14 protein-coding genes and 1 pseudogene are annotated in these 18,296 nt (G+C 59.1%); 6 read left to right on the top strand and 9 right to left on the bottom strand.

The annotated features are described in order from the left end of the window. Positions 1–93: 93 nt before the first annotated feature. On the bottom strand, positions 94–1,233 hold the full coding sequence (locus ACCC96_RS29380) for a DegT/DnrJ/EryC1/StrS family aminotransferase (RefSeq protein WP_413697644.1): 1,140 nt from the start codon (positions 1,231–1,233) through the stop codon (positions 94–96). A 153-nt stretch (positions 1,234–1,386) separates the two neighbouring features. On the opposite strand from ACCC96_RS29380, the gene gcvP reads away from it, so the two are divergent. After that, on the top strand, positions 1,387–4,260 hold the full coding sequence (gene gcvP, locus ACCC96_RS29375; protein WP_413697643.1) for an aminomethyl-transferring glycine dehydrogenase: 2,874 nt from the start codon (positions 1,387–1,389) through the stop codon (positions 4,258–4,260). A 57-nt stretch (positions 4,261–4,317) separates the two neighbouring features. Here the strand turns inward: gcvP and ACCC96_RS29370 are convergent, their stop codons facing one another. The 6 genes from ACCC96_RS29370 to ACCC96_RS29345 form a co-directional block, all read right to left on the bottom strand. Beyond that, complete coding sequence (locus tag ACCC96_RS29370) at positions 4,318–4,986, bottom strand: outer membrane protein (protein ID WP_413697642.1); 669 nt, start codon at positions 4,984–4,986, stop codon at positions 4,318–4,320. A 212-nt stretch (positions 4,987–5,198) separates the two neighbouring features. Next, positions 5,199–5,519 carry a DUF2388 domain-containing protein gene (locus tag ACCC96_RS29365; RefSeq protein WP_019580544.1) on the bottom strand — a complete coding sequence of 107 codons (321 nt, stop codon included), beginning with the start codon at positions 5,517–5,519 and terminating at the stop codon, positions 5,199–5,201. A 68-nt stretch (positions 5,520–5,587) separates the two neighbouring features. After that, positions 5,588–6,025, bottom strand: a complete 438-nt coding sequence (locus tag ACCC96_RS29360; RefSeq protein WP_413697641.1) for an NfeD family protein — start codon at positions 6,023–6,025, stop codon at positions 5,588–5,590. An 11-nt stretch (positions 6,026–6,036) separates the two neighbouring features. After that, positions 6,037–6,951, bottom strand: coding sequence for an SPFH domain-containing protein (locus ACCC96_RS29355; protein ID WP_007940374.1), 915 nt, complete (start codon positions 6,949–6,951; stop codon positions 6,037–6,039). A gap of 293 nt (positions 6,952–7,244) precedes the next feature. Beyond that, the gene (locus tag ACCC96_RS29350; protein ID WP_413697640.1) at positions 7,245–9,029 is read right to left on the bottom strand and encodes a GspE/PulE family protein; all 1,785 of its coding nucleotides are present in this window, start codon (positions 9,027–9,029) and stop codon (positions 7,245–7,247) included. 103 nt (positions 9,030–9,132) lie between these two features. Continuing rightward, positions 9,133–9,471, bottom strand: a complete 339-nt coding sequence (locus tag ACCC96_RS29345; protein WP_019650166.1) for a hypothetical protein — start codon at positions 9,469–9,471, stop codon at positions 9,133–9,135. Positions 9,472–9,597: 126 nt separating this feature from the next. Between ACCC96_RS29345 and ACCC96_RS29340 the strand changes: the two genes are divergently transcribed. Beyond that, positions 9,598–10,068 carry an Lrp/AsnC family transcriptional regulator gene (locus tag ACCC96_RS29340; RefSeq protein WP_018927598.1) on the top strand — a complete coding sequence of 157 codons (471 nt, stop codon included), beginning with the start codon at positions 9,598–9,600 and terminating at the stop codon, positions 10,066–10,068. Positions 10,069–10,227: 159 nt separating this feature from the next. On the opposite strand, the gene ACCC96_RS29335 is transcribed toward ACCC96_RS29340, so the two are convergent. Then, positions 10,228–11,595, bottom strand: coding sequence for an inorganic triphosphatase (locus ACCC96_RS29335; RefSeq protein WP_019580548.1), 1,368 nt, complete (start codon positions 11,593–11,595; stop codon positions 10,228–10,230). Between the two features lie 157 nt (positions 11,596–11,752). Here ACCC96_RS29335 and argE point away from each other — a divergent pair, with 157 nt between their 5' ends. Continuing rightward, on the top strand, positions 11,753–12,910 hold the full coding sequence (argE, locus tag ACCC96_RS29330; RefSeq protein ID WP_413697639.1) for an acetylornithine deacetylase: 1,158 nt from the start codon (positions 11,753–11,755) through the stop codon (positions 12,908–12,910). Positions 12,911–13,045: 135 nt separating this feature from the next. After that, positions 13,046–14,344 carry an amino-acid N-acetyltransferase gene (gene argA / locus ACCC96_RS29325; RefSeq protein WP_105340730.1) on the top strand — a complete coding sequence of 433 codons (1,299 nt, stop codon included), beginning with the start codon at positions 13,046–13,048 and terminating at the stop codon, positions 14,342–14,344. A 65-nt stretch (positions 14,345–14,409) separates the two neighbouring features. On the opposite strand, the pseudogene tauA reads toward argA, so the two are convergent. After that, a pseudogene (tauA, locus tag ACCC96_RS29320) lies at positions 14,410–14,553 on the bottom strand (taurine ABC transporter substrate-binding protein); the annotation flags it as partial. A 500-nt stretch (positions 14,554–15,053) separates the two neighbouring features. Here tauA and ACCC96_RS29315 point away from each other — a divergent pair. Continuing rightward, positions 15,054–16,394, top strand: coding sequence for an OprD family porin (locus tag ACCC96_RS29315; protein WP_258671552.1), 1,341 nt, complete (start codon positions 15,054–15,056; stop codon positions 16,392–16,394). A gap of 397 nt (positions 16,395–16,791) precedes the next feature. Beyond that, positions 16,792–18,153 carry an OprD family porin gene (locus ACCC96_RS29310; protein ID WP_258671550.1) on the top strand — a complete coding sequence of 454 codons (1,362 nt, stop codon included), beginning with the start codon at positions 16,792–16,794 and terminating at the stop codon, positions 18,151–18,153. Positions 18,154–18,296: the final 143 nt, after the last annotated feature.

Raw genomic sequence — 18,296 nt, 5'->3', positions numbered from 1 at the left:
GGCTGCGATCTTTTGATTTTAGAAACAAGATCAAAAGATCGCAGCCTGCGGCAGCTCCTACAAAGGCTGTATCAAGGTTGGGTCAAGGCCGAATTAAGGCCGCAAGACAGCTTTCACAGCAGCCACCGAACGCTCGACATCCGCTTTATCCATGGCCGTAAACATCGGCAGTGAGACGATCAGTCGTCCGACCCGCTCGGCGACCGGGAACATGCCTTCCTTGAACCCGCGTTCGCGGTAAAGACTCAGCAGGTGGATCGGCGGGTAGTGATAGCCGATACCAACGCCCAGTGCCTGCATCTGCTCCATGAAAGTGGCCCGTGCCGGTTTGCCATCCTGGCGTTCCGGGAGCACCAGTTGGAACAAATGCCAATTGCTGTTCTCGAAATCCGCCGGGGGCAGTTGAGCACCGTATTGCGCTTTGAAGTCCTCGCCAAAGCAGGCGAAGTAATGTTTGGCCAGCTCACGACGATGAGCAGTGATCGCCTCGAGGTGGGCAAATTGCCCTAGGCCAATGGCTGCCGCGACATCGGTCATGTTGAACTTGCCGCCCAGCACATCAACGTCCAGCCCATCGAAACCGCTGCGGGTGACGCCCTGCAACCGGTACTTTTCCGCCAATCGCACTTCATCGGCATTGTTCAGCACCAGGCAACCGCCCTCTGAGCAGGTGACGTTCTTGTTCGCCTGGAAACTGAAGGACACGAAATCGCCAGTCGAACCGATGCGTTGTCCGTTCCAGCTCGAACCCAATGCTTGGGCAGCATCTTCCACCACTCGCAAACCATGCTTTTTTGCAATCGCGTAAAGGCGTGTCATGTCCACGGGCAGTCCCGCGAGAAACACCGGGATGATGGCTTTGGTGCGCGGGGTGATGGCCGCTTCCAGTTGATCCAGGTCGATATTGCGGGTGACCGGGTCGATGTCGGCAAACACCGGCGTGGCGCCAACTTCCAGAATCACGTTGGCGGTGGCCACCCAGGAAATCGGCGTGGTGATCACTTCATCACCCGGTCCGACGCCGGCAATTCGCAATGCGATCTCCATGGTGCAGGTGCCGGAATTGAACGTACGCACCGGGCGCCCGCCGAAATATTCCGAGAGTTGCGCTTCAAAAGCCTGAACCTTGGGGCCGCTGGTAATCCAGCCCGAGCGCAGCACATCGCCGACAGCGGCAATCGTGGCTTCATCGATGGTGGGTTTGGAGAAGGGCAGGAAAGACAGTTGGCTCATAAATGTGGATACCCGATCAGCGAACGTTTGTAGGCGCCGAGCATAATGATCCGGATTGACCGACAGCGCCACGCCATCCGTGCCGGTATCGACTGCTATGCTGGTTTGACCGAGTTGCATCGACGCTGAGCGCCAGTCATGAGAGAGCCCGTCATGTCCCAGTTGCCGTCCTTGAGCCAGTTACGCGACCCCAATACCTTCCTGCGCCGCCATCTCGGGCCCGATGCCGCCGAGCAGCAGGCGATGCTCGACAGCCTCGGTCTTGGCAGCCGCGTCGAGTTGATCGAGCAGACGGTGCCGCCGGGAATCCGCCTCAACCGACCGCTGGACCTGCCGCCCGCCCTCGATGAGGTAGCCGCACTGGCCAAACTGCGCGGCTACGCCGAACAGAACCAGGTCTGGACCAGCCTGATCGGCATGGGGTATCACGGCACCCTCACGCCGGCCGTCATCCTGCGCAACGTGCTGGAAAATCCCGGTTGGTACACCGCTTACACGCCTTACCAACCGGAGATTGCCCAAGGCCGGCTCGAAGCGCTGCTGAATTTCCAACAGCTGACCATCGACCTGACCGGTCTGGAACTGGCCAACGCCTCGCTGCTGGATGAAGCCACGGCGGCCGCCGAGGCCATGGCGCTGGCCAAGCGTGTCGCCAAGTCCAGAAGCAATCTGTTCTTCGTCGACGAAAACTGCCACCCGCAGACGATTTCCGTGGTGCAGACCCGGGCCGAAGGGTTCGGTTTCGACCTGGTCATCGATGCTGTGGATAACTTGAAGCAGCATCAAGTGTTCGGCGCGTTGCTGCAATATCCCGACACCCATGGCGAAATTCGCGACCTGCGTCCGCTGATCGATCATCTGCATGCCCAGCAAGCCCTGGCCTGCGTCGCCACCGATTTGTTGAGCTTGCTGTTATTGACCCCGCCGGGGGAGCTGGGTGCAGACGTGGTATTCGGTTCGTCCCAGCGCTTCGGCGTGCCCATGGGGTACGGCGGCCCGCACGCGGCGTTTTTTGCCAGCCGCGACGAGTACAAACGCGCGATTCCCGGGCGGATCATCGGCGTGTCGAAAGATGCTCGCGGCAACGTGGCCCTGCGCATGGCCCTGCAAACTCGCGAGCAACATATTCGCCGGGAGAAAGCCAACTCGAACATCTGCACCGCCCAGGTGTTGCTGGCCAATATCGCCAGTTTCTATGCGGTCTACCATGGCCCGGAAGGGCTCAAGAATATTGCCCAGCGCGTCCATCGGCTGACCTGCATTCTCGCCGCCGGCCTGGAACGCCATGGCGTTACACGTGTGAACCAACACTTCTTCGACACCCTGACCCTGGAGGTCGGTGGTACTCAGACCGCGATCATCGAAAGTGCCAAGGCGGCGCAGATCAACTTGCGCATTCTCGGCCGTGGGCAGTTGGGCCTGAGCCTCGACGAAACCAGTGACGAAACCACCGTGGCGAAACTGTTCGATGTGTTTCTCGGTGTCGATCATGGGCTCAGCGTAGACGAACTGGATGCCGAGGCTCTGGTGTCCGGCATTCCTGCAGAATTGCAGCGCAGCACGCCTTATCTGCGTCATCCGGTGTTCAACGCTCACCACAGTGAAACCGAAATGCTGCGTTACTTGAAGCAGCTGGAAAACAAAGACCTGGCGCTCAATCAGTCGATGATCCCGCTGGGCTCCTGCACCATGAAGCTCAATGCCACCAGCGAGATGATCCCGATCACCTGGCCGCAATTCGCCAACCTGCACCCGTTCGTGCCGAAAGAGCAGGTGGTGGGTTATTCCTTGATGATCGAGGAACTGGAACGCTGGCTCTGCGCGATCACCGGTTTCGATGCAATCTGCATGCAGCCCAACTCGGGCGCCCAGGGCGAGTACGCCGGGCTACTGGCCATCCGCAAATATCACGAGAGCCGTCATCAGGGCGCGCGGGATATTTGCCTGATCCCGTCTTCGGCCCACGGCACCAACCCGGCCTCGGCGCAAATGGCCGGGATGCGGGTGGTGATCGTCGAGTGCGACGAGGCGGGTAATGTCGATCTGGAAGACCTGAAAGAAAAGGCCATCGAGGCAGGGGACAAACTCGCCTGCCTGATGGCGACTTATCCTTCGACCCATGGGGTCTACGAGGAAGGCATCAGCGAGATCTGTGAAGTTATCCACCGCCATGGCGGTCAGGTGTACATGGATGGCGCCAACCTCAACGCGCAAGTCGGGTTGGCGCGGCCGGCAGACATCGGCGCCGACGTGTCGCACATGAACCTGCACAAGACTTTCTGTATTCCCCACGGCGGTGGCGGGCCGGGGATGGGCCCGATTGGTGTCCGGGCGCACCTGGCGCCGTTTGTCGCCAATCACCCGGTGGTGCCGATCGAAGGCCCGCTGCCGGGGAACGGAGCGGTAAGCGCAGCCCCTTGGGGCAGTGCAAGCATTCTGCCGATCAGCTGGATGTACATCGCGATGATGGGGCCGCAACTGGCGGATGCGAGTGAGGTGGCGATCCTCGCCGCGAATTACCTGGCGCAGCATTTGTCCGGGGCGTTCCCGGTGCTCTACACCGGACGCAACGAGCGCGTGGCCCACGAATGCATCCTCGACTTGCGTCCGCTCAAGGTGCTGACCGGGATCAGCGAAGAAGACGTTGCCAAACGTCTGATGGACTACGGCTTCCATGCGCCGACCATGTCATTCCCGGTGCCGGGGACGTTGATGGTCGAACCGACCGAGAGTGAATCGAAGGCGGAACTGGACCGTTTTATCGATGCGATGCTGAGCATTCGCGCGGAAATCAACGAGGTGCAGAACGGCAACTGGCCGGCGGAGGACAACCCGCTGAAGCGTTCGCCGCATACCTTGGCCGACATCACCGGTGTCTGGGAGCGGCCGTACAGCATCGAGCAGGCGGTGACGCCGGATGCTCACACCAAGGCCCATAAATACTGGCCGGTGGTGAACCGTGTGGACAATGTCTACGGCGATCGCAACCTGTTTTGCGCGTGTGTGCCGGTGGATGAATACCGTTGATTGGTGTCGGGCAAAAAAATGCCGCTCATGTGGAGCGGCATTGTTCTGGGCAATGAATCAGAACGACATTCGTGCCTCGACGTATAGGTTCTGCTCCCGGAGTTTGCCCTTCAGTTGTTCGTCCCTTGCATTAATGCGGTTAGCAAAGGTGTTGTAGCCGGTTTCAATATCTCCCATGTCGACGTACCGGTAACCGGTGCCGAGGGTAACTTGCTGGTTGAGCTTGAGGTCAGCCCCGACACCAAAGGCATAGGCGAAGTTGTTCTGGCTGTTGTTGGCGAACCGTCGCGAAGGGTTGGATTGATAGCCCTCGGAACTGATATGCGCGACACCGACACCGGCCATCGCGTACAGGGACAGGTATTCGTTCAGAGGAAAATCCTTGTAGCCATTGACCATCAGTCGGCTGGACGAAACTTGCATGTTGTTGACGTTGGCGTTGAACGGCGCCCAGTAACTCTTGAATTCCGAGTCTTGCTTGATCGTGTACTCGCCTTCCAGACGCCAATCACCCTTGAACCCATACCCTAGCGCAACGGAGCCGGTGATGTTCTTGTTGCTGTCGGGGCTGATGACGCGGTTATTCACTCGAGGGCTGGTGAGCAGGGCGCTGGAAAGGTCTTGTTGAGCGCTCTGGATTTTTATCGAGCCGTACAGACCATCGGCCTGCGATATCTGACAGAAGGTGGCGGTCAGCAGCAGTAAAGAAAAGGCTGTTTTTTTCATGTGAGTCGACTCGCGTATATGGGTAATCCGAATCGACAAAGTTTGAGTTTGCTCTCCTCGCGTTCATATCAGACTTTTCCTCAGAAGGTCGGTGAAAGCTCGCCGATATGTCAGTGATTTGGCGTTGGCCGCTGTAGGAAGCAACTGTGAAATTTACCTGGCTCATAAAAAATGCCGCTGTTGGGAGCGGCATTTTTGACCAGCAACGAAGCTTATTTCGAGGCGATGGCATTCTTCGCCAGGATGGCGTTCGCCAGTTCCATGTCCGTGGCTTGCAGGCCAGGGTTTTCAGCGCGGACTTTCTGCATGGCAGATTCCAGATAGGGGCCGCGAATAGCGCCGTCACTGGCGACAAAGCTGCCGGCGTCGTCCTGGGCGGCGACGATCAGCTTGTGATCCCTGGAGGTCAGGTAGGACGTACCGGTGGTGGCACCGGAAGTAAGGACGTTACGCAAAAAGCTGTCATCAGCCATCGCCGAACCGACTTGAAGGGACAACACGGCGACGGTAGCGACAGCAAGTTTGAGACGCATAAAAGGTGACTCCACTGGGTTTTAACTGCGGCCTTTGATTGCCAATAACCCAATCGAGTTCCGTGACGTTAGTCGGCTAGTTCCACCAGTAAGATCGCCCCTTGCTGTCCGATCACCCGAACACGGCTGCCAGCCGTAGCGTCAGGGCCTCGGGCCATCCACACGCCGTCGGCGACCTTGATCTTGCCGCGGCCGTTGACAATCGTTTCGGTGACCACGAACACCTTGCCGATCAGCTCTTGCCCTCGCAGGTTCAGGTTCGGCTGATCGCTGGCCCGCACCACTCTGCGCTGACGTCTCCACCAGTACAGGGCGGTGAGGATCGAAAAAACGGCAAACAACAGCACCTGCCATTCCCAGGGCAAATCCGGTATCAGGAACATCAGCACGCCGACGGCGGCGGCTGCCATGCCGATCCACAGCAGATAACCGCCAGCACCGAACACCTCGAGGATCAGCAACAGCGTGCCCAGGGCCAGCCAGCTCCAGAACGAAAACAGTTCCATGGACAGCGACCTCAGCCTTTCTTGCCGTCGAAGGTGGCCTTGACGATTTCGCCGATGCCACCGACTGCACCGATCATCGAACCGGCTTCGAGCGGCATCAGGATCACTTTGCTGTTGTTGGCCGAGGCCAGCTTGCCCAAGGCATCAATGTACTTCTGTGCGACGAAGTAGTTGACCGCCTGCACGTTACCGCCGGCGATGGCTTCGGACACCACTTTGGTGGCCTGGGCTTCGGCCTGGGCCTGACGCTCCCGGGCCTCGGCTTCGAGGAACGCTGCCTGACGACTGCCCTCGGCTTCGAGAATCTGCGCCTGCTTCTTGCCTTCGGCGGTGAGGATCGCCGAGGCGCGCAAACCTTCGGCTTCCAGAATCTGTGCGCGTTTGATCCGCTCGGCTTTCATCTGGCCGGACATGGCGGCCATCAGGTCTGCGGGAGGGCTGATGTCCTTGATCTCGATCCGGGTGATCTTGATGCCCCACGGCGCCGTGGCTTCATCGACGGTGCGCAGCAGTTTTTCGTTGATGTTGTCGCGCTGGCTGAGCATCGCGTCCAGCTCCATGGACCCGAGCACGGTGCGGATATTGGTTTGCAGCAGATTGCGCACGGCATGTTCGAGGTTGTTCACCTCGTAGGCGGCTTGGGCAGTATTGACCACCTGGAAGAAGCACACGGCGTCGATCTGCACGGTGGCGTTGTCGGCGGTGATGACTTCCTGGGGCGGAATGTCCAGCACGCTTTCCATCACGTTGATCTTGCGGCCGATGCGGTCCATCACCGGAATGATGATGCTCAGGCCTGGCTTGAGGGTATTGGTGTAACGGCCGAAGCGTTCGACCGTCCATTCAAACCCTTGGGGCACCACTTTGAAGCCCATGAAAAGAATGGCCACGACCAGCGCGACGAAGAGAATCAGTGCAATGCTCATAACGGTCCCTGTCCAGTCTGGATTGAGTTGCGATGACCAGAGTGTAGGGCAAAAGGCTTGCTATGCGACTTGAGGGGGCAGGGACTATGGCTGATACCGTCAGTGTGGCGAGGGGGCTTGTCGGAACGCCGCATCGCCCCGTTCGGCTGCGCAGCAGTCGTAAAACCGGCAAATGCATTCTTCCTGACACAATGCGTTTGCCGAATTTAGGGCCGCTGCGCGCCCCAGCGGGGGCAAGCCCCCTCGCCACAGGTTTTGCTTCCGGCGCTTTTTGCGTAGGCATTAGGGGATGCCTATTTCTGCTCACTCTGCGGCGTCACCCGCAACACCTCTTCGATCGTGGTCAAACCCGCCGCCACTTTCTGCGCCCCCGACAACCGCAAACTGCGCATGCCTTCCTTGAACGCCTGACGCCGGACCGCCAGCAAGTCGGTGTCGGGGTTGATCAGCGCTTTGATGCCATCCGTCAGCTGCATGATTTCGTAAACCCCGGCGCGACCGCGATAGCCGGTTTCGCGGCATTCCAGGCAACCGATGGCGCGCTGGGCATTGGTCGGCAGTGGCGCTTGCCAAGGCCGGGTCAGGGTTTGCCAGTCGTCTTCGCCCAACGTCAAGGGGGCCTTGCAGTGAGGGCATAACGTACGCACCAGACGCTGGGCCATGACCCCGAGCACCGTGGCCTTGATCAGGTAATGTGGCACGCCGAGTTCCAGCAGGCGGCTGATGGCGCTCGGGGCATCGTTGGTGTGCAACGTCGACAGCACCAGGTGACCGGTGAGTGCCGCCTGAATTGCCATCTCGGCGGTTTCGAGGTCGCGGATCTCGCCGATCATGATGATGTCCGGGTCTTGCCGCATCAGCGCGCGTACGCCGGCGGCAAAGGTCAGGTCGATGTTGTGTTGGACCTGCATCTGATTGAACGCCGGCTCGACCATTTCGATCGGGTCTTCGATGGTGCAGAGATTGACCTCCGGCGTCGCCAGTTTCTTGAGGGTGGTGTACAGCGTGGTGGTCTTGCCCGAACCGGTTGGCCCGGTCACCAGAATGATGCCGTTGGGCTGGCGGATCATGTCTTGCCAGCGGCGCAGGTCCTCGGCGGAGAAGCCCAGTTGGTCGAAATCCTTGAGCAGCACTTCCGGGTCGAAGATCCGCATGACCATTTTCTCGCCGAACGCTGTCGGTAATGTCGACAACCGCAGTTCGACTTCGCCGCCGTCCGGGGTCTTGGTCTTGACCCGGCCGTCCTGGGGTTTGCGCTTTTCCGCGACGTTCATCCGCCCCAGGCTTTTCAGGCGGCTGACGATGGCCATGGTCACTTGCGGCGGGAATTGATAGACGTTGTGCAGCACGCCGTCGATGCGAAAGCGCACCGTGCCTTGCTCGCGCCGGGGCTCGATGTGGATATCGCTGGCCCGCTGCTGGAACGCGTACTGGAACAGCCAATCGACGATGTTGACGATGTGCGCATCGTTGGCGTCCGGCTCCTGGTCGCTGGCGCCGAGGTTGAGCAATTGTTCGAAGTTGCCCAGGTTGCTTGTCTGCTGATCGGCGTTGGTCGCGCCGGTGACCGATTTGGCCAGGCGGAAAAACTCCACGCTGAAGCGCTGGATATCCACCGGGTTGGCTACCACGCGCTTGATCGGCAGTTTCAATACGTGGGTCAGGTCGACTTCCCAGCCGCTGACGAAGGGCTGGGCGCTGGCCACGGTGACGGCATCGCGGTCGATGGCCACCGCCAGAATCTTGTGGCGTTGGGCGAAGGCATAGGACATCAGCGGCGTAATGGCGGCGACGTTGATTTTCAGTGGGTCGATGCGCAAGTAAGGCTGGCCGGCCTGCTGGGACAGCCACAGCGTCAGGCTTTCCAGATCGAGGTGTTTACCGGGACGGCTGAGGTCGTCCAGGTGTTGGCTGGCGATGAACTCCAGCGGATGTTGCTGAGCATTGGTGGCGTGACGGCGGCGGGCGTTGAGTGCGTGTTCGGCCGAGTCCTGGCTGACAAAGCCCTGGGCGACCAGTTCACGCAGCAAATCGTTAAGGTCCAGCCAGCGGTCCTGAGTGGCAAGTTGAACGGACATGCGGGCTCCTTATGAACAACCGTTCGCAAAGGATAGCTGCGCTCCCGCAGACCGTTGGGCCACTACCGGACCAACACGTGTCGGGTTTTTTCAGGGGAGGGGGTCAGCCCGCTGCCTGCGCCGGCTCTTGCCACGCCGAATCAGCCGCTTGCAGATTCACCGAACAGACGCTGATCAGGTTACGCAGTTTTTCCGCGATCACCTGGGCACGGTGCCAGCTCAGGCCGTCCATGACGATGTCGATCGACAGCAGATCGTCCAGGCGCTGTACGTTGACCTGCTGTGGCGTCAGAAACTGCAAGGCGAACAGGTTGAGCGCGCGGCACAGCAGATCCGGCTCGGCCTCGGCCAGCAGTTGGTATTGAACGCGGCAGTGGGCGTTGCTGACGTTCCAGACATCGGCGCGGGCGGGCGGGGTGTTCACGGCTTCGAGGGGCGGCATGGTCAGGCTCCAAAATCATTGGAGGAATTTTTACATTCGGTGTGGGGTATTTCTTATCTATGATTGGGTCTATTGACGATTTATCGAATCGATCAATTCAAGATCATATTAATTTCAGGTTTTTCTATGCATAGCGAGCTGGATGGCTACGACCGCAAGATTCTCGCGTTGCTGCAAGAGGACGCTTCGCTCTCCAGCGCGCAGATCGCCGAGCAGGTGGGCCTTTCGCAGTCGCCCTGCTGGCGGCGGATTCAGCGGATGAAGGAGGAGGGGATCATTCGCGGTCAGGTGACGTTGCTTGATCGCAAGAAAATCGGCCTCAACACGCAAATCTTCGCCGAGATCAAACTCAACGCCCACGGGCGCTCGAACTTCACTGAGTTCACCGAAGCGATTCGCGGTTTCCCCGAAGTGCTGGAATGTTATGTGCTGATGGGATCGGTGGATTTCTTGTTGCGGATCGTCACAGCAGACATCGAGGCTTATGAGCGTTTCTTCTTCGAGAAACTGTCGATGGTGCCGGGGATACAGGAGGTCAACTCGATCGTGGCTTTGTCGGAAATCAAATCCACGACGAGTTTGCCGGTGTTGCGTTGATGATGTTCGAGGGCCTTTGTGGCGAGGGAGCTTGCTCCCGCTGGAGTGCGAAGCGCTCCTAATCCGGCCATTGCGGTATGCCAGACAAACCGCGATGCCCGGATTACGACTGCTTCGCAGCCGAACGGGAGCAAGCTCCCTCGCCACAGGTGTTGGGTGTTACATGCGCAATAGCATCTTCCACGCACGATTCTGATACACCGCAATCGCCTGCTGCTTACGCGCATCCAGCGACTCATCGGTGATCGGCTCGTTAGCTAGCAGGGCAAGCTGTTTCAGCTCACCGTACAGGCGATCCATTTCCGGGATGTCCAGCACGCTACGGGCGTGGTGCAGCCAGGCCTGGATACGCTCGATGCGCGGCAGTTGCTCGGCCAGGTCTTCCGGCTGTTGCTGGTAACGCTGCAGTTGCAGCGAGTTGGCTTCTTCGCCCAGAAGGCGTGGCAGCCAGCTGCCCAGTTGCGCGGCGCCCTGGCGATTGCCACGGGTGTTGCGATCGGCAGCCCAGGTACGGGCCAGCAACCAGCGCGAAGTGTTCAGCGAGAACAAGCCCCAGCGCGGGTCTTCCAGCTCTTCGAGGAACTGCTCCGGCGCGGCTTTGCGCACGTCTTCGTCGTCCAGGCCGGCTTGTACCAGCGGGCGCCAGTCCTCCAGCAAGGCATCCAGCGCGGCCCGCAGATCGTGAGTCGACTGACGTGGCGCGGCTTGACCGAGGCTGCTGATCAGCGCGCGCATTTCAGCGAGGTTTTCGACCCAGTCCTGTAGCAGGCGCCAGTGGCCATTGAAGCGATATTGCTCGGCCAGGCGCTGGCTGCTGCCCAGCAAATGCCAGCACAGGGCGGCGAATGCATCGTCCAGTGGCATTTCGGCGGTGATCTGCGGCGCCGGCAAGCTCAGCGAGTAGCTGTTGGCGTCGAACAGGCGATAACCGCGTTCGGCCTTGCTGATGTCGCATGGCATCAGCGGCAGGGTCGCGGCCAGTTCGGCGGCCAGTTCCAGCAGCGCGGCCGGCTCGCCTTCGCGCAGTTCCAGTTCCAGCTCGCAGATTTCTTCTTTCTGCTTGCCGACCACCACGTGGCCCAGGTCCAGCGCGGCTTCGATGACCACTTTGGTCTTGCCACGGCCCCAGGCGATTTCCGCGCGTTCACGCACGAAATCGGTGGTGAAGATGGCTTTCAGGGTTTTCTTGTCCAGCTCCGCCAACTGCTCGGGCCAGCATTCGCCGTCGAGCTTCTTCACGTCGAGTTTGGCTTTGGGCAGGTGCCAGTCGTACTCGTGACGTTCGGACAGACCGGCGACGCTCTGGCCACGGGTCTTGAGGGTCTGAATCACTTCTTCGCCATCGCGGCGCAGGCGCAGGGCAACCTTGGCGCGGGCCAGGTCGCGCTCGGGCGTGTCGAAGTACTGGTTCATCAACTCACGGCGTTCCCAGCCACTTTTGTTGCGTTTTTTCAATAACGGGTGCTCGCGCAGGGCGGCGAGGGTTTCGCGGCTGACGCGGAGTTTGATTTCGGTTTCTTTCTGCATGGCCGGAAAATCCAGGATCGGGAGCGCAGCCGGGGGAATGTGTGGCTGCCAAGGTCGTGCAGTGTACAGGACTGATGCATCCTACGCGCCGCGGCGGTTTATTCCTGTCGCCGGATGGCTCTATGATGGACTTCAATTCGGGAGTTGGGAGTCAGCGATGCCTTTGCCGTCCATGAGAGATCAGTTCGCTGCGCTGATCGCCGCGCCGTCTGTCAGCTGTACCCAACCCAGCCTGGATCAAACCAATCGGCCGGTCATCGACTTGTTGGCGACATGGCTCGGGGAGCTGGGTTTTGCCTGCGACATCCAGCAGGTCAGCCCCGGCAAGTTCAACCTGCTGGCCAGTTTCGGCGCAGGGCCAGGCGGCCTGGTGCTGGCCGGTCACAGCGATACGGTGCCGTACGACGCGGCGCTGTGGCAGACCGATCCGCTGAAACTGACGGAAGTGGATGGCCGTTGGGTGGGCCTGGGCAGTTGCGACATGAAGGGCTTTTTTGCCCTGGCCATCGAAGCCGTCAAACCCTTGCTCGACCAACCATTCAAGCAACCCTTGCTGATTCTTGCGACCTGCGATGAAGAAAGTTCGATGTCCGGTGCGCGTGCCTTGGCCGAAGCCGGGCGGCCACTAGGTCGCGCGGCGGTGATTGGCGAGCCGACGGGGCTGAAGCCGATCCGTCTGCACAAAGGCGTGATGATGGAGCGCATCGACATCCTCGGTCAGAGCGGTCACTCCTCGGACCCGAGCCTGGGCCATAGCGCCCTCGAAGCCATGCACGATGCCATCGGCGAACTGCGCGGCTTGCGTCTGGCATGGCAGCGGGAATTTCGTAATCCGCAGTTCAGCGTGCCGCAGCCGACGATGAATTTCGGCTGCATTCACGGTGGCGATAACCCTAACCGTATCTGCGGCCAGTGCTCACTGGAGTTTGACCTGCGTCCGCTGCCGGGCATGGACCCCAGTGCCCTGCGCGCGGCGATTTTGCAGAAACTCAACCCTATTGCCGCACGGCACCAGGTGAAGATCGATTACGCGCCATTGTTCCCCGAAGTGCCGCCATTCGAGCAGGCCGAGGACTCGGAATTGGTGAGGGTCGCCGAAAAGCTCACCGGCCATCGCGCCGAAGCAGTGGCGTTCGGCACAGAAGCGCCTTATCTTCAGCGCCTTGGCTGTGAAACACTGGTCTTGGGCCCCGGCGACATCGCTTGCGCCCACCAACCGGGGGAATACCTCGAAATGTCACGTTTGCAGCCTACCGTGCATCTATTACGTCAACTGATCGAATATTACTGCCTGACGCCGGCGTCGCTCGTATAAATTGCCAGTGTCACTACCCGTACTTATGAGGAGAGCGCGCGTGTCGCCAAGCCTGTTCCGACGATAACCATCAGCCTGCTGTGCGTTTACTGCGTTACTCTTTTTTCGGCTGCTATTTATTACAGGCCCAGGTTCATGCCCGAATACGTCAATTGGCTTCGTCACGCTTCGCCTTACATCAACGCCCACCGCGATTGCACCTTCGTCGTCATGCTGCCCGGCGACGGTGTGGAGCACCCGAACTTCGGCAATATCGTCCACGACCTGGTGCTGCTGCACAGCCTGGGCGTGCGACTGGTGCTGGTTCACGGTTCGCGTCCGCAAATTGAAACCCGCCTCGCTGCTCGCGGCCTGACCCCGCACTACCACCACGGCATGCGCATCACCGATGCAGCGACGCTGGAGTGTGTGATTGATGCGGTCGGTCAACTGCGCATCGCCATCGAAGCGCGGTTGTCCATGGACATGGCCTCGTCGCCGATGCAGGGCTCGCGCCTGCGGGTGGCCAGCGGCAATCTGGTCACTGCGCGGCCGATCGGCGTGCTCGAAGGTGTCGATTATCACCACACCGGCGAAGTGCGCCGGGTCGACCGCAAGGGCATCAATCGCCTGTTGGACGAACGCTCCATCGTGCTGTTGTCGCCGTTGGGTTACTCGCCGACCGGCGAAATCTTCAACCTCGCCTGCGAAGACGTCGCGACCCGCGCGGCCATCGACCTGGGCGCAGACAAGTTGCTGCTGTTTGGCGCCGATCTCGGACTGCTGGATGAAAATGGTCGCCTGGTTCGCGAGTTGCGTCCGCAACAAGTGCCGGCGCACCTGCAACGCCTGGGCAGCAACTATCAGGCCGAACTGCTGGATGCGGCCGCTGAAGCGTGCCGGGGCGGGGTGGCGCGCAGCCATATCGTCAGCTACGCGGAAGACGGCGCGCTGCTGACCGAACTGTTCACCCGTGACGGTGGCGGTACGCTGGTGGCCCAGGAACAATTCGAAGTTGTGCGCGAGGCGGCCATCGAGGACGTCGGCGGTTTGCTGGACTTGATCAGCCCGCTGGAAGAACAGGGCATTCTGGTTCGCCGGTCCCGCGAGGTATTGGAGCGCGAAATCGAGCAGTTCAGCGTGGTCGAGCGTGAAGGCATGATCATCGCCTGCGCGGCGCTGTATCAGATTGCCGATTCGGATGCGGGGGAGCTGGCGTGTCTGGCGGTGAACCCGGAGTACCGCCATGGTGGTCGCGGTGATGAATTGCTGGAGCGCATCGAAACCCGCGCCCGGGCTCAGGGCCTGAAAACCCTGTTCGTGCTCACCACCCGGACTGCCCACTGGTTCCGTGAGCGAGGTTTCGTGCCGAGCAGCGTTGATCGCCTGCCGTCGGCGCGGGCGTCGCTGTACAACTATCAGCGTAATTCGAAGATCTTCGAAAAAGCCCTCTGACTGAGTGGCTGTCTATATTGGCTTTTGTGGCGAGGGAGCTTGCTTCCTTGCCACAGGTCTGCGTGCTACTCGGTGACGTATTTGGCGCTGGCATACGGCGCATAGTCCGGCAGCACTGTCTCTACCTTCCCTTGTTCCAGCAAGAATTTCGTCCTCTCGCCAATCGCTGTGGCCGTGCCGTCATCGCGCCGCGCGGTGGTCTGCTGCGCGGGGCTGACCATTTCCGGATCGTTATTGAAACGACGCCAATCGACTTTATGGCCTATGGTTTCTCGAATCGCCGTCGGCTCGAAGGCCTTCGGTGGGGGGGCCGGGTTGATAATCGACCGTGAGCGTCGTCGCCTGAGTGGAAAGAGAAAATATTAGCGATACACAAACTGTAACAAATTGACTAGATAGTGCGCGTTTAGCCATGATGGCGTCGCCTTTTCGATAGGGATTGACGCGTACGGGATGTGCCAAAGCCAATGGGAATAAAAAAAGGCTGGTAAATACCCTTTAGGAATTAGCTTTTGGGCCAATGCCGTTATATCCGGTTCGATGAGCCGCCGGCAGGGACTCAATATTCGACGTTAGACCTTGGTCGTAGACATACATGGTTACGATTGACTTGGTAGTCACGGTCTGGCGCTAATCGCGCATCTGTGGATCCAGGGCTTTCGACCCAAGACCAAAGAACACAAAAATTAGAAAACGAGAGGAGCGAAACATGAATAAGTCCACCTTAGCCCTGGCTGTGGCCGTGGGGGTTTTGGCGCAGCAGGCAGGCGCAGCGGGTTTCCTGGAAGACAGCAAGGCTTCCGTCAGTTCCCGGACCATGTATTACGACGCCGATGTCCGTGAAGGCGACAATAGAGCTGCAAACCGTCAGCGAGAAACCGCTGAAGGTCTCAAGTTCGATTACCTGTCCGGGTTCACCCAGGGTACCGTTGGTTTCGGTATCGACGCCCAGGCACTGGTCGGCATCCACCTGGATGGCGGCAGGGGACATCACCCGCTCGGTAACAGCAACTCCTTCTTCCCGAGCGACGGCGACAGGTCCGCCGACGAGTGGAGTCGTCTGGATGGTAACGTCAAGGCGCGCTTCTCGAAGACCGAGGCCCACTTGGGTGGCGCTCTGGCACCTAACTTGCCGATCCTGATCGCGAACGACAGCCGTGTGCTGCCGCAGACCTTTGACGGTGGCACCATCACCTCGAAGGAAATTGACAATGTGACCTTCAACTTGGGTCAACTGGAGCACGCGTCGGGTCGCGCCTCCTCCAACAGAACTGGCCTGGCAGTGGCTGGCGGTGCTCAGGACAGCAACCAGTTCCGTTACGCCGGTGCTGACTGGAAAGTCACCAAAGACCTCACGCTGCAGTACTACTACGCGAACCTGGAAGACTACTACAAGCAGCACTTCCTCGGTCTGGTGCACGTCTACCCGATCGCCCCGAACCAGTCGTTCAAGACTGATATTCGTTATTTCGACAGCAGCTCCGATGGCAAGAACGGCGACGTCGGCTACCGCTTCAACAACAACAATGGCTACGCCAAGAATATAGGCGAGGTCGATAACAAGACCTGGAGCGCGACGTTCACCTACACCCTGGGTGGCAGCGCGTTCCTGCTTGGTCATCAGCGTGTCAGCGATGACGGCGGCTTTGTCTTCTTGAACCAGGGCAGCCTGATCGATAGCAAAGGTCGTCAAGAAGGTGCCGGTGGCGCCAGCTTCTACTCGTTCACCGATGCCACCGTGGGCAGCTTCATCCGTGCCGGTGAAAACACCACGTACGGTCAGTACTCCTATGACTTCGCCTCACTGGGCGTGCCAGGTTTGAAAGCTTCGATTGCTTACCTGGATGGCCGAGACATCAAGGCAACCAACGGCGTGGGTAAAGACCTGAATGAGCACGAGACCGACGCGCGTATCGACTACGTGATTCAAACGGGTGCACTCAAAGGGTTTGGTACGACTCTGCGTCACGGTACTTACAGCGGTAATACCAGCACCGCTGACCAAGACCAGACCCGTCTGATCTTCAACTACACCTACAGCTTCCTGTAATAACCCTCAAAAAAGAGCCTCGCCTGTTGGCGAGGCTTTTTTTTTGTGTTTTTTTATATTCCAAAAAAATAGCTTCAGTTGATTATTTATTCTTTTTTGTTTTTTGCCCGAGTCTATAAAATGAATTCATCAGGTACTCATTGGCAGCAACACGAGTATCGGATTCAGCATCCCCCGATTTTGAAGATCAAGGAATTGGTTCATGAGCCGATACCTTGTGTCCCGGCATGGATATATATGCCTAGATGGCATTAAAAAATACCGCAATAAGTCTTTTGGTTTGTCATGTCGGTAAAAAACAAGGGGGGCTGACCACCCGGCGCTCATTGCGCATCTTTGGATCCGGGCACTCGACCAGGACCAGGAACCCAGAATTAGAAATGAGAGGAGCGAAACAATGAACAAGTCCACCTTGGCCCTGGCTGTGGCCGTAGGGGTTTTGGCGCAGCAGGCAGGCGCCGCCGGTTTCATCGAAGACAGCAAGGCTACATTGGGGCTGCGCAACTTCTACATCAACACTGATAACCGTGATTCGGCAGCTAGAACTGCTTCCAATGTTCAGAGCAAAAACGAAGAGTGGGGCCAAGGCTTCGATCTGCGTTTCACCTCGGGCTACACCCAAGGCACCGTTGGCTTTGGTATTGATGCCATCGGCCTGCTGGGCGTCCGTCTGGATTCGGGTGGCGGCACCAACGGCGCAACTCCTACCTCTTACGGCGGCACTGTTTTCCCAAGTGAGTCCAACGGCAAAGCGGTTGATAACTTCTCCAGCCTGGGCCTGACTGCCAAAGCCAAGATTTCCCAGACCGAATTGAAGTTGGGTACCCTGCAGCCAAAACTGCCGGTGATCGTGACCAACGACGGTCGTCTGCTGCCGCAAACCTTCCAGGGCGGTCAGATCACCTCGAACGAGATCAAAGACCTGACACTGGTTGGCGGTCAGATCGAGCACGCCAAGGGGCGTAACTCCAGCAACAACGAAGAGTTGTCGATCGCTGGTGCGAACACGCGCGGTGCTGGCTTCCGTGACAGCAACAAGTTCATCTACGGTGGCGGTGACTACAAAATCACCAAAGACCTGACTGCCCAGTACTACTACGGCAACCTGGAAGACTTCTACAAGCAACACTTCCTGGGCCTGGTTCACAACTGGTCGATCGGTCCTGGTGTGTTGAAGTCTGACTTGCGTTACTTCAACAGCTCCGATGACGGTGCCAACGGTCACGACTCGGCTTATTTCAGCACCGGTAACTACGAGGGCTTCCGTTCCGGTCGCGGTAAAGTCGACAACAACCTGTACAGCGGCCTGTTCCTGTACTCCGTTGCCGGTCACACCTTCGGCGGCGGTTATCAGGTCAGCAATGGCAGCAGCGACTTCCCTTGGCTGAACCAGGGTGACGGCTCGTCGGCTTACCTGACCACCGACAGCCAGATCGCCAAGTTCGCCCGTGCCGGCGAACGTACCTGGCAAGCTCGCTACTCGTATGACTTCGCCAAGGTTGGCCTGCCAGGTGCTACTGCCGGCATCGTTTACCTGCGTGGCGACAACATTGACACCGTGGGCACCAATGGTCGCGAGAACGGTTCTGGCCGTTCCGAGTGGGAACGCGACCTGACCCTGGCGTACGTAGTACAATCAGGTCCGCTGAAAAACCTGGGCCTCACCTGGAAAAACGCCATGTGGCGCAACGACGTTCCGGGTCAGCGCGACCAGGACGAAAACCGTCTGATCGTCAGTTACTCGATCCCGCTGTTGTAATAGCGCTCGCGTAACCGACGAAAAAAAGCCCCGCCCCGCCTCAACCCCGGGGGGGGGGTTTGGGTTTTAAAGCGGGGGGACCCCCCGAAACACAACAAGAAATTAACGTTTTTTAAAAACAAAAAGGCATAAAGACACATGGG

The sequence above is a fragment of the Pseudomonas sp. Pseusp11 genome, assembly GCF_047304405.1.
GTDB lineage: Bacteria > Pseudomonadota > Gammaproteobacteria > Pseudomonadales > Pseudomonadaceae > Aquipseudomonas.
Note: the sequence above shows the minus strand (reverse complement) of the source record. Positions and strands in the feature narration are given on the sequence as shown.

Excerpts from the sequence above, each read along its gene's own strand:
- ACCC96_RS29315 (WP_258671552.1), top strand. The coding sequence starts at position 15,054 with ATGAATAAGTCCACCTTAGCCCTGGCTGTGGCCGTGGGGGTTTTGGCG.
- ACCC96_RS29340 (WP_018927598.1), top strand. The coding sequence starts at position 9,598 with ATGCATAGCGAGCTGGATGGCTACGACCGCAAGATTCTCGCGTTGCTG.
- ACCC96_RS29365 (WP_019580544.1), bottom strand. The coding sequence starts at position 5,519 with ATGCGTCTCAAACTTGCTGTCGCTACCGTCGCCGTGTTGTCCCTTCAA.
- gcvP (WP_413697643.1), top strand. The coding sequence starts at position 1,387 with ATGTCCCAGTTGCCGTCCTTGAGCCAGTTACGCGACCCCAATACCTTC.
- ACCC96_RS29360 (WP_413697641.1), bottom strand. The coding sequence starts at position 6,025 with ATGGAACTGTTTTCGTTCTGGAGCTGGCTGGCCCTGGGCACGCTGTTG.
- ACCC96_RS29345 (WP_019650166.1), bottom strand. The coding sequence starts at position 9,471 with ATGCCGCCCCTCGAAGCCGTGAACACCCCGCCCGCCCGCGCCGATGTC.
- argA (WP_105340730.1), top strand. The coding sequence starts at position 13,046 with ATGCCCGAATACGTCAATTGGCTTCGTCACGCTTCGCCTTACATCAAC.
- ACCC96_RS29370 (WP_413697642.1), bottom strand. The coding sequence starts at position 4,986 with ATGAAAAAAACAGCCTTTTCTTTACTGCTGCTGACCGCCACCTTCTGT.
- ACCC96_RS29310 (WP_258671550.1), top strand. The coding sequence starts at position 16,792 with ATGAACAAGTCCACCTTGGCCCTGGCTGTGGCCGTAGGGGTTTTGGCG.
- ACCC96_RS29380 (WP_413697644.1), bottom strand. The coding sequence starts at position 1,233 with ATGAGCCAACTGTCTTTCCTGCCCTTCTCCAAACCCACCATCGATGAA.
- ACCC96_RS29350 (WP_413697640.1), bottom strand. The coding sequence starts at position 9,029 with ATGTCCGTTCAACTTGCCACTCAGGACCGCTGGCTGGACCTTAACGAT.
- argE (WP_413697639.1), top strand. The coding sequence starts at position 11,753 with ATGCCTTTGCCGTCCATGAGAGATCAGTTCGCTGCGCTGATCGCCGCG.
- ACCC96_RS29355 (WP_007940374.1), bottom strand. The coding sequence starts at position 6,951 with ATGAGCATTGCACTGATTCTCTTCGTCGCGCTGGTCGTGGCCATTCTT.
- ACCC96_RS29335 (WP_019580548.1), bottom strand. The coding sequence starts at position 11,595 with ATGCAGAAAGAAACCGAAATCAAACTCCGCGTCAGCCGCGAAACCCTC.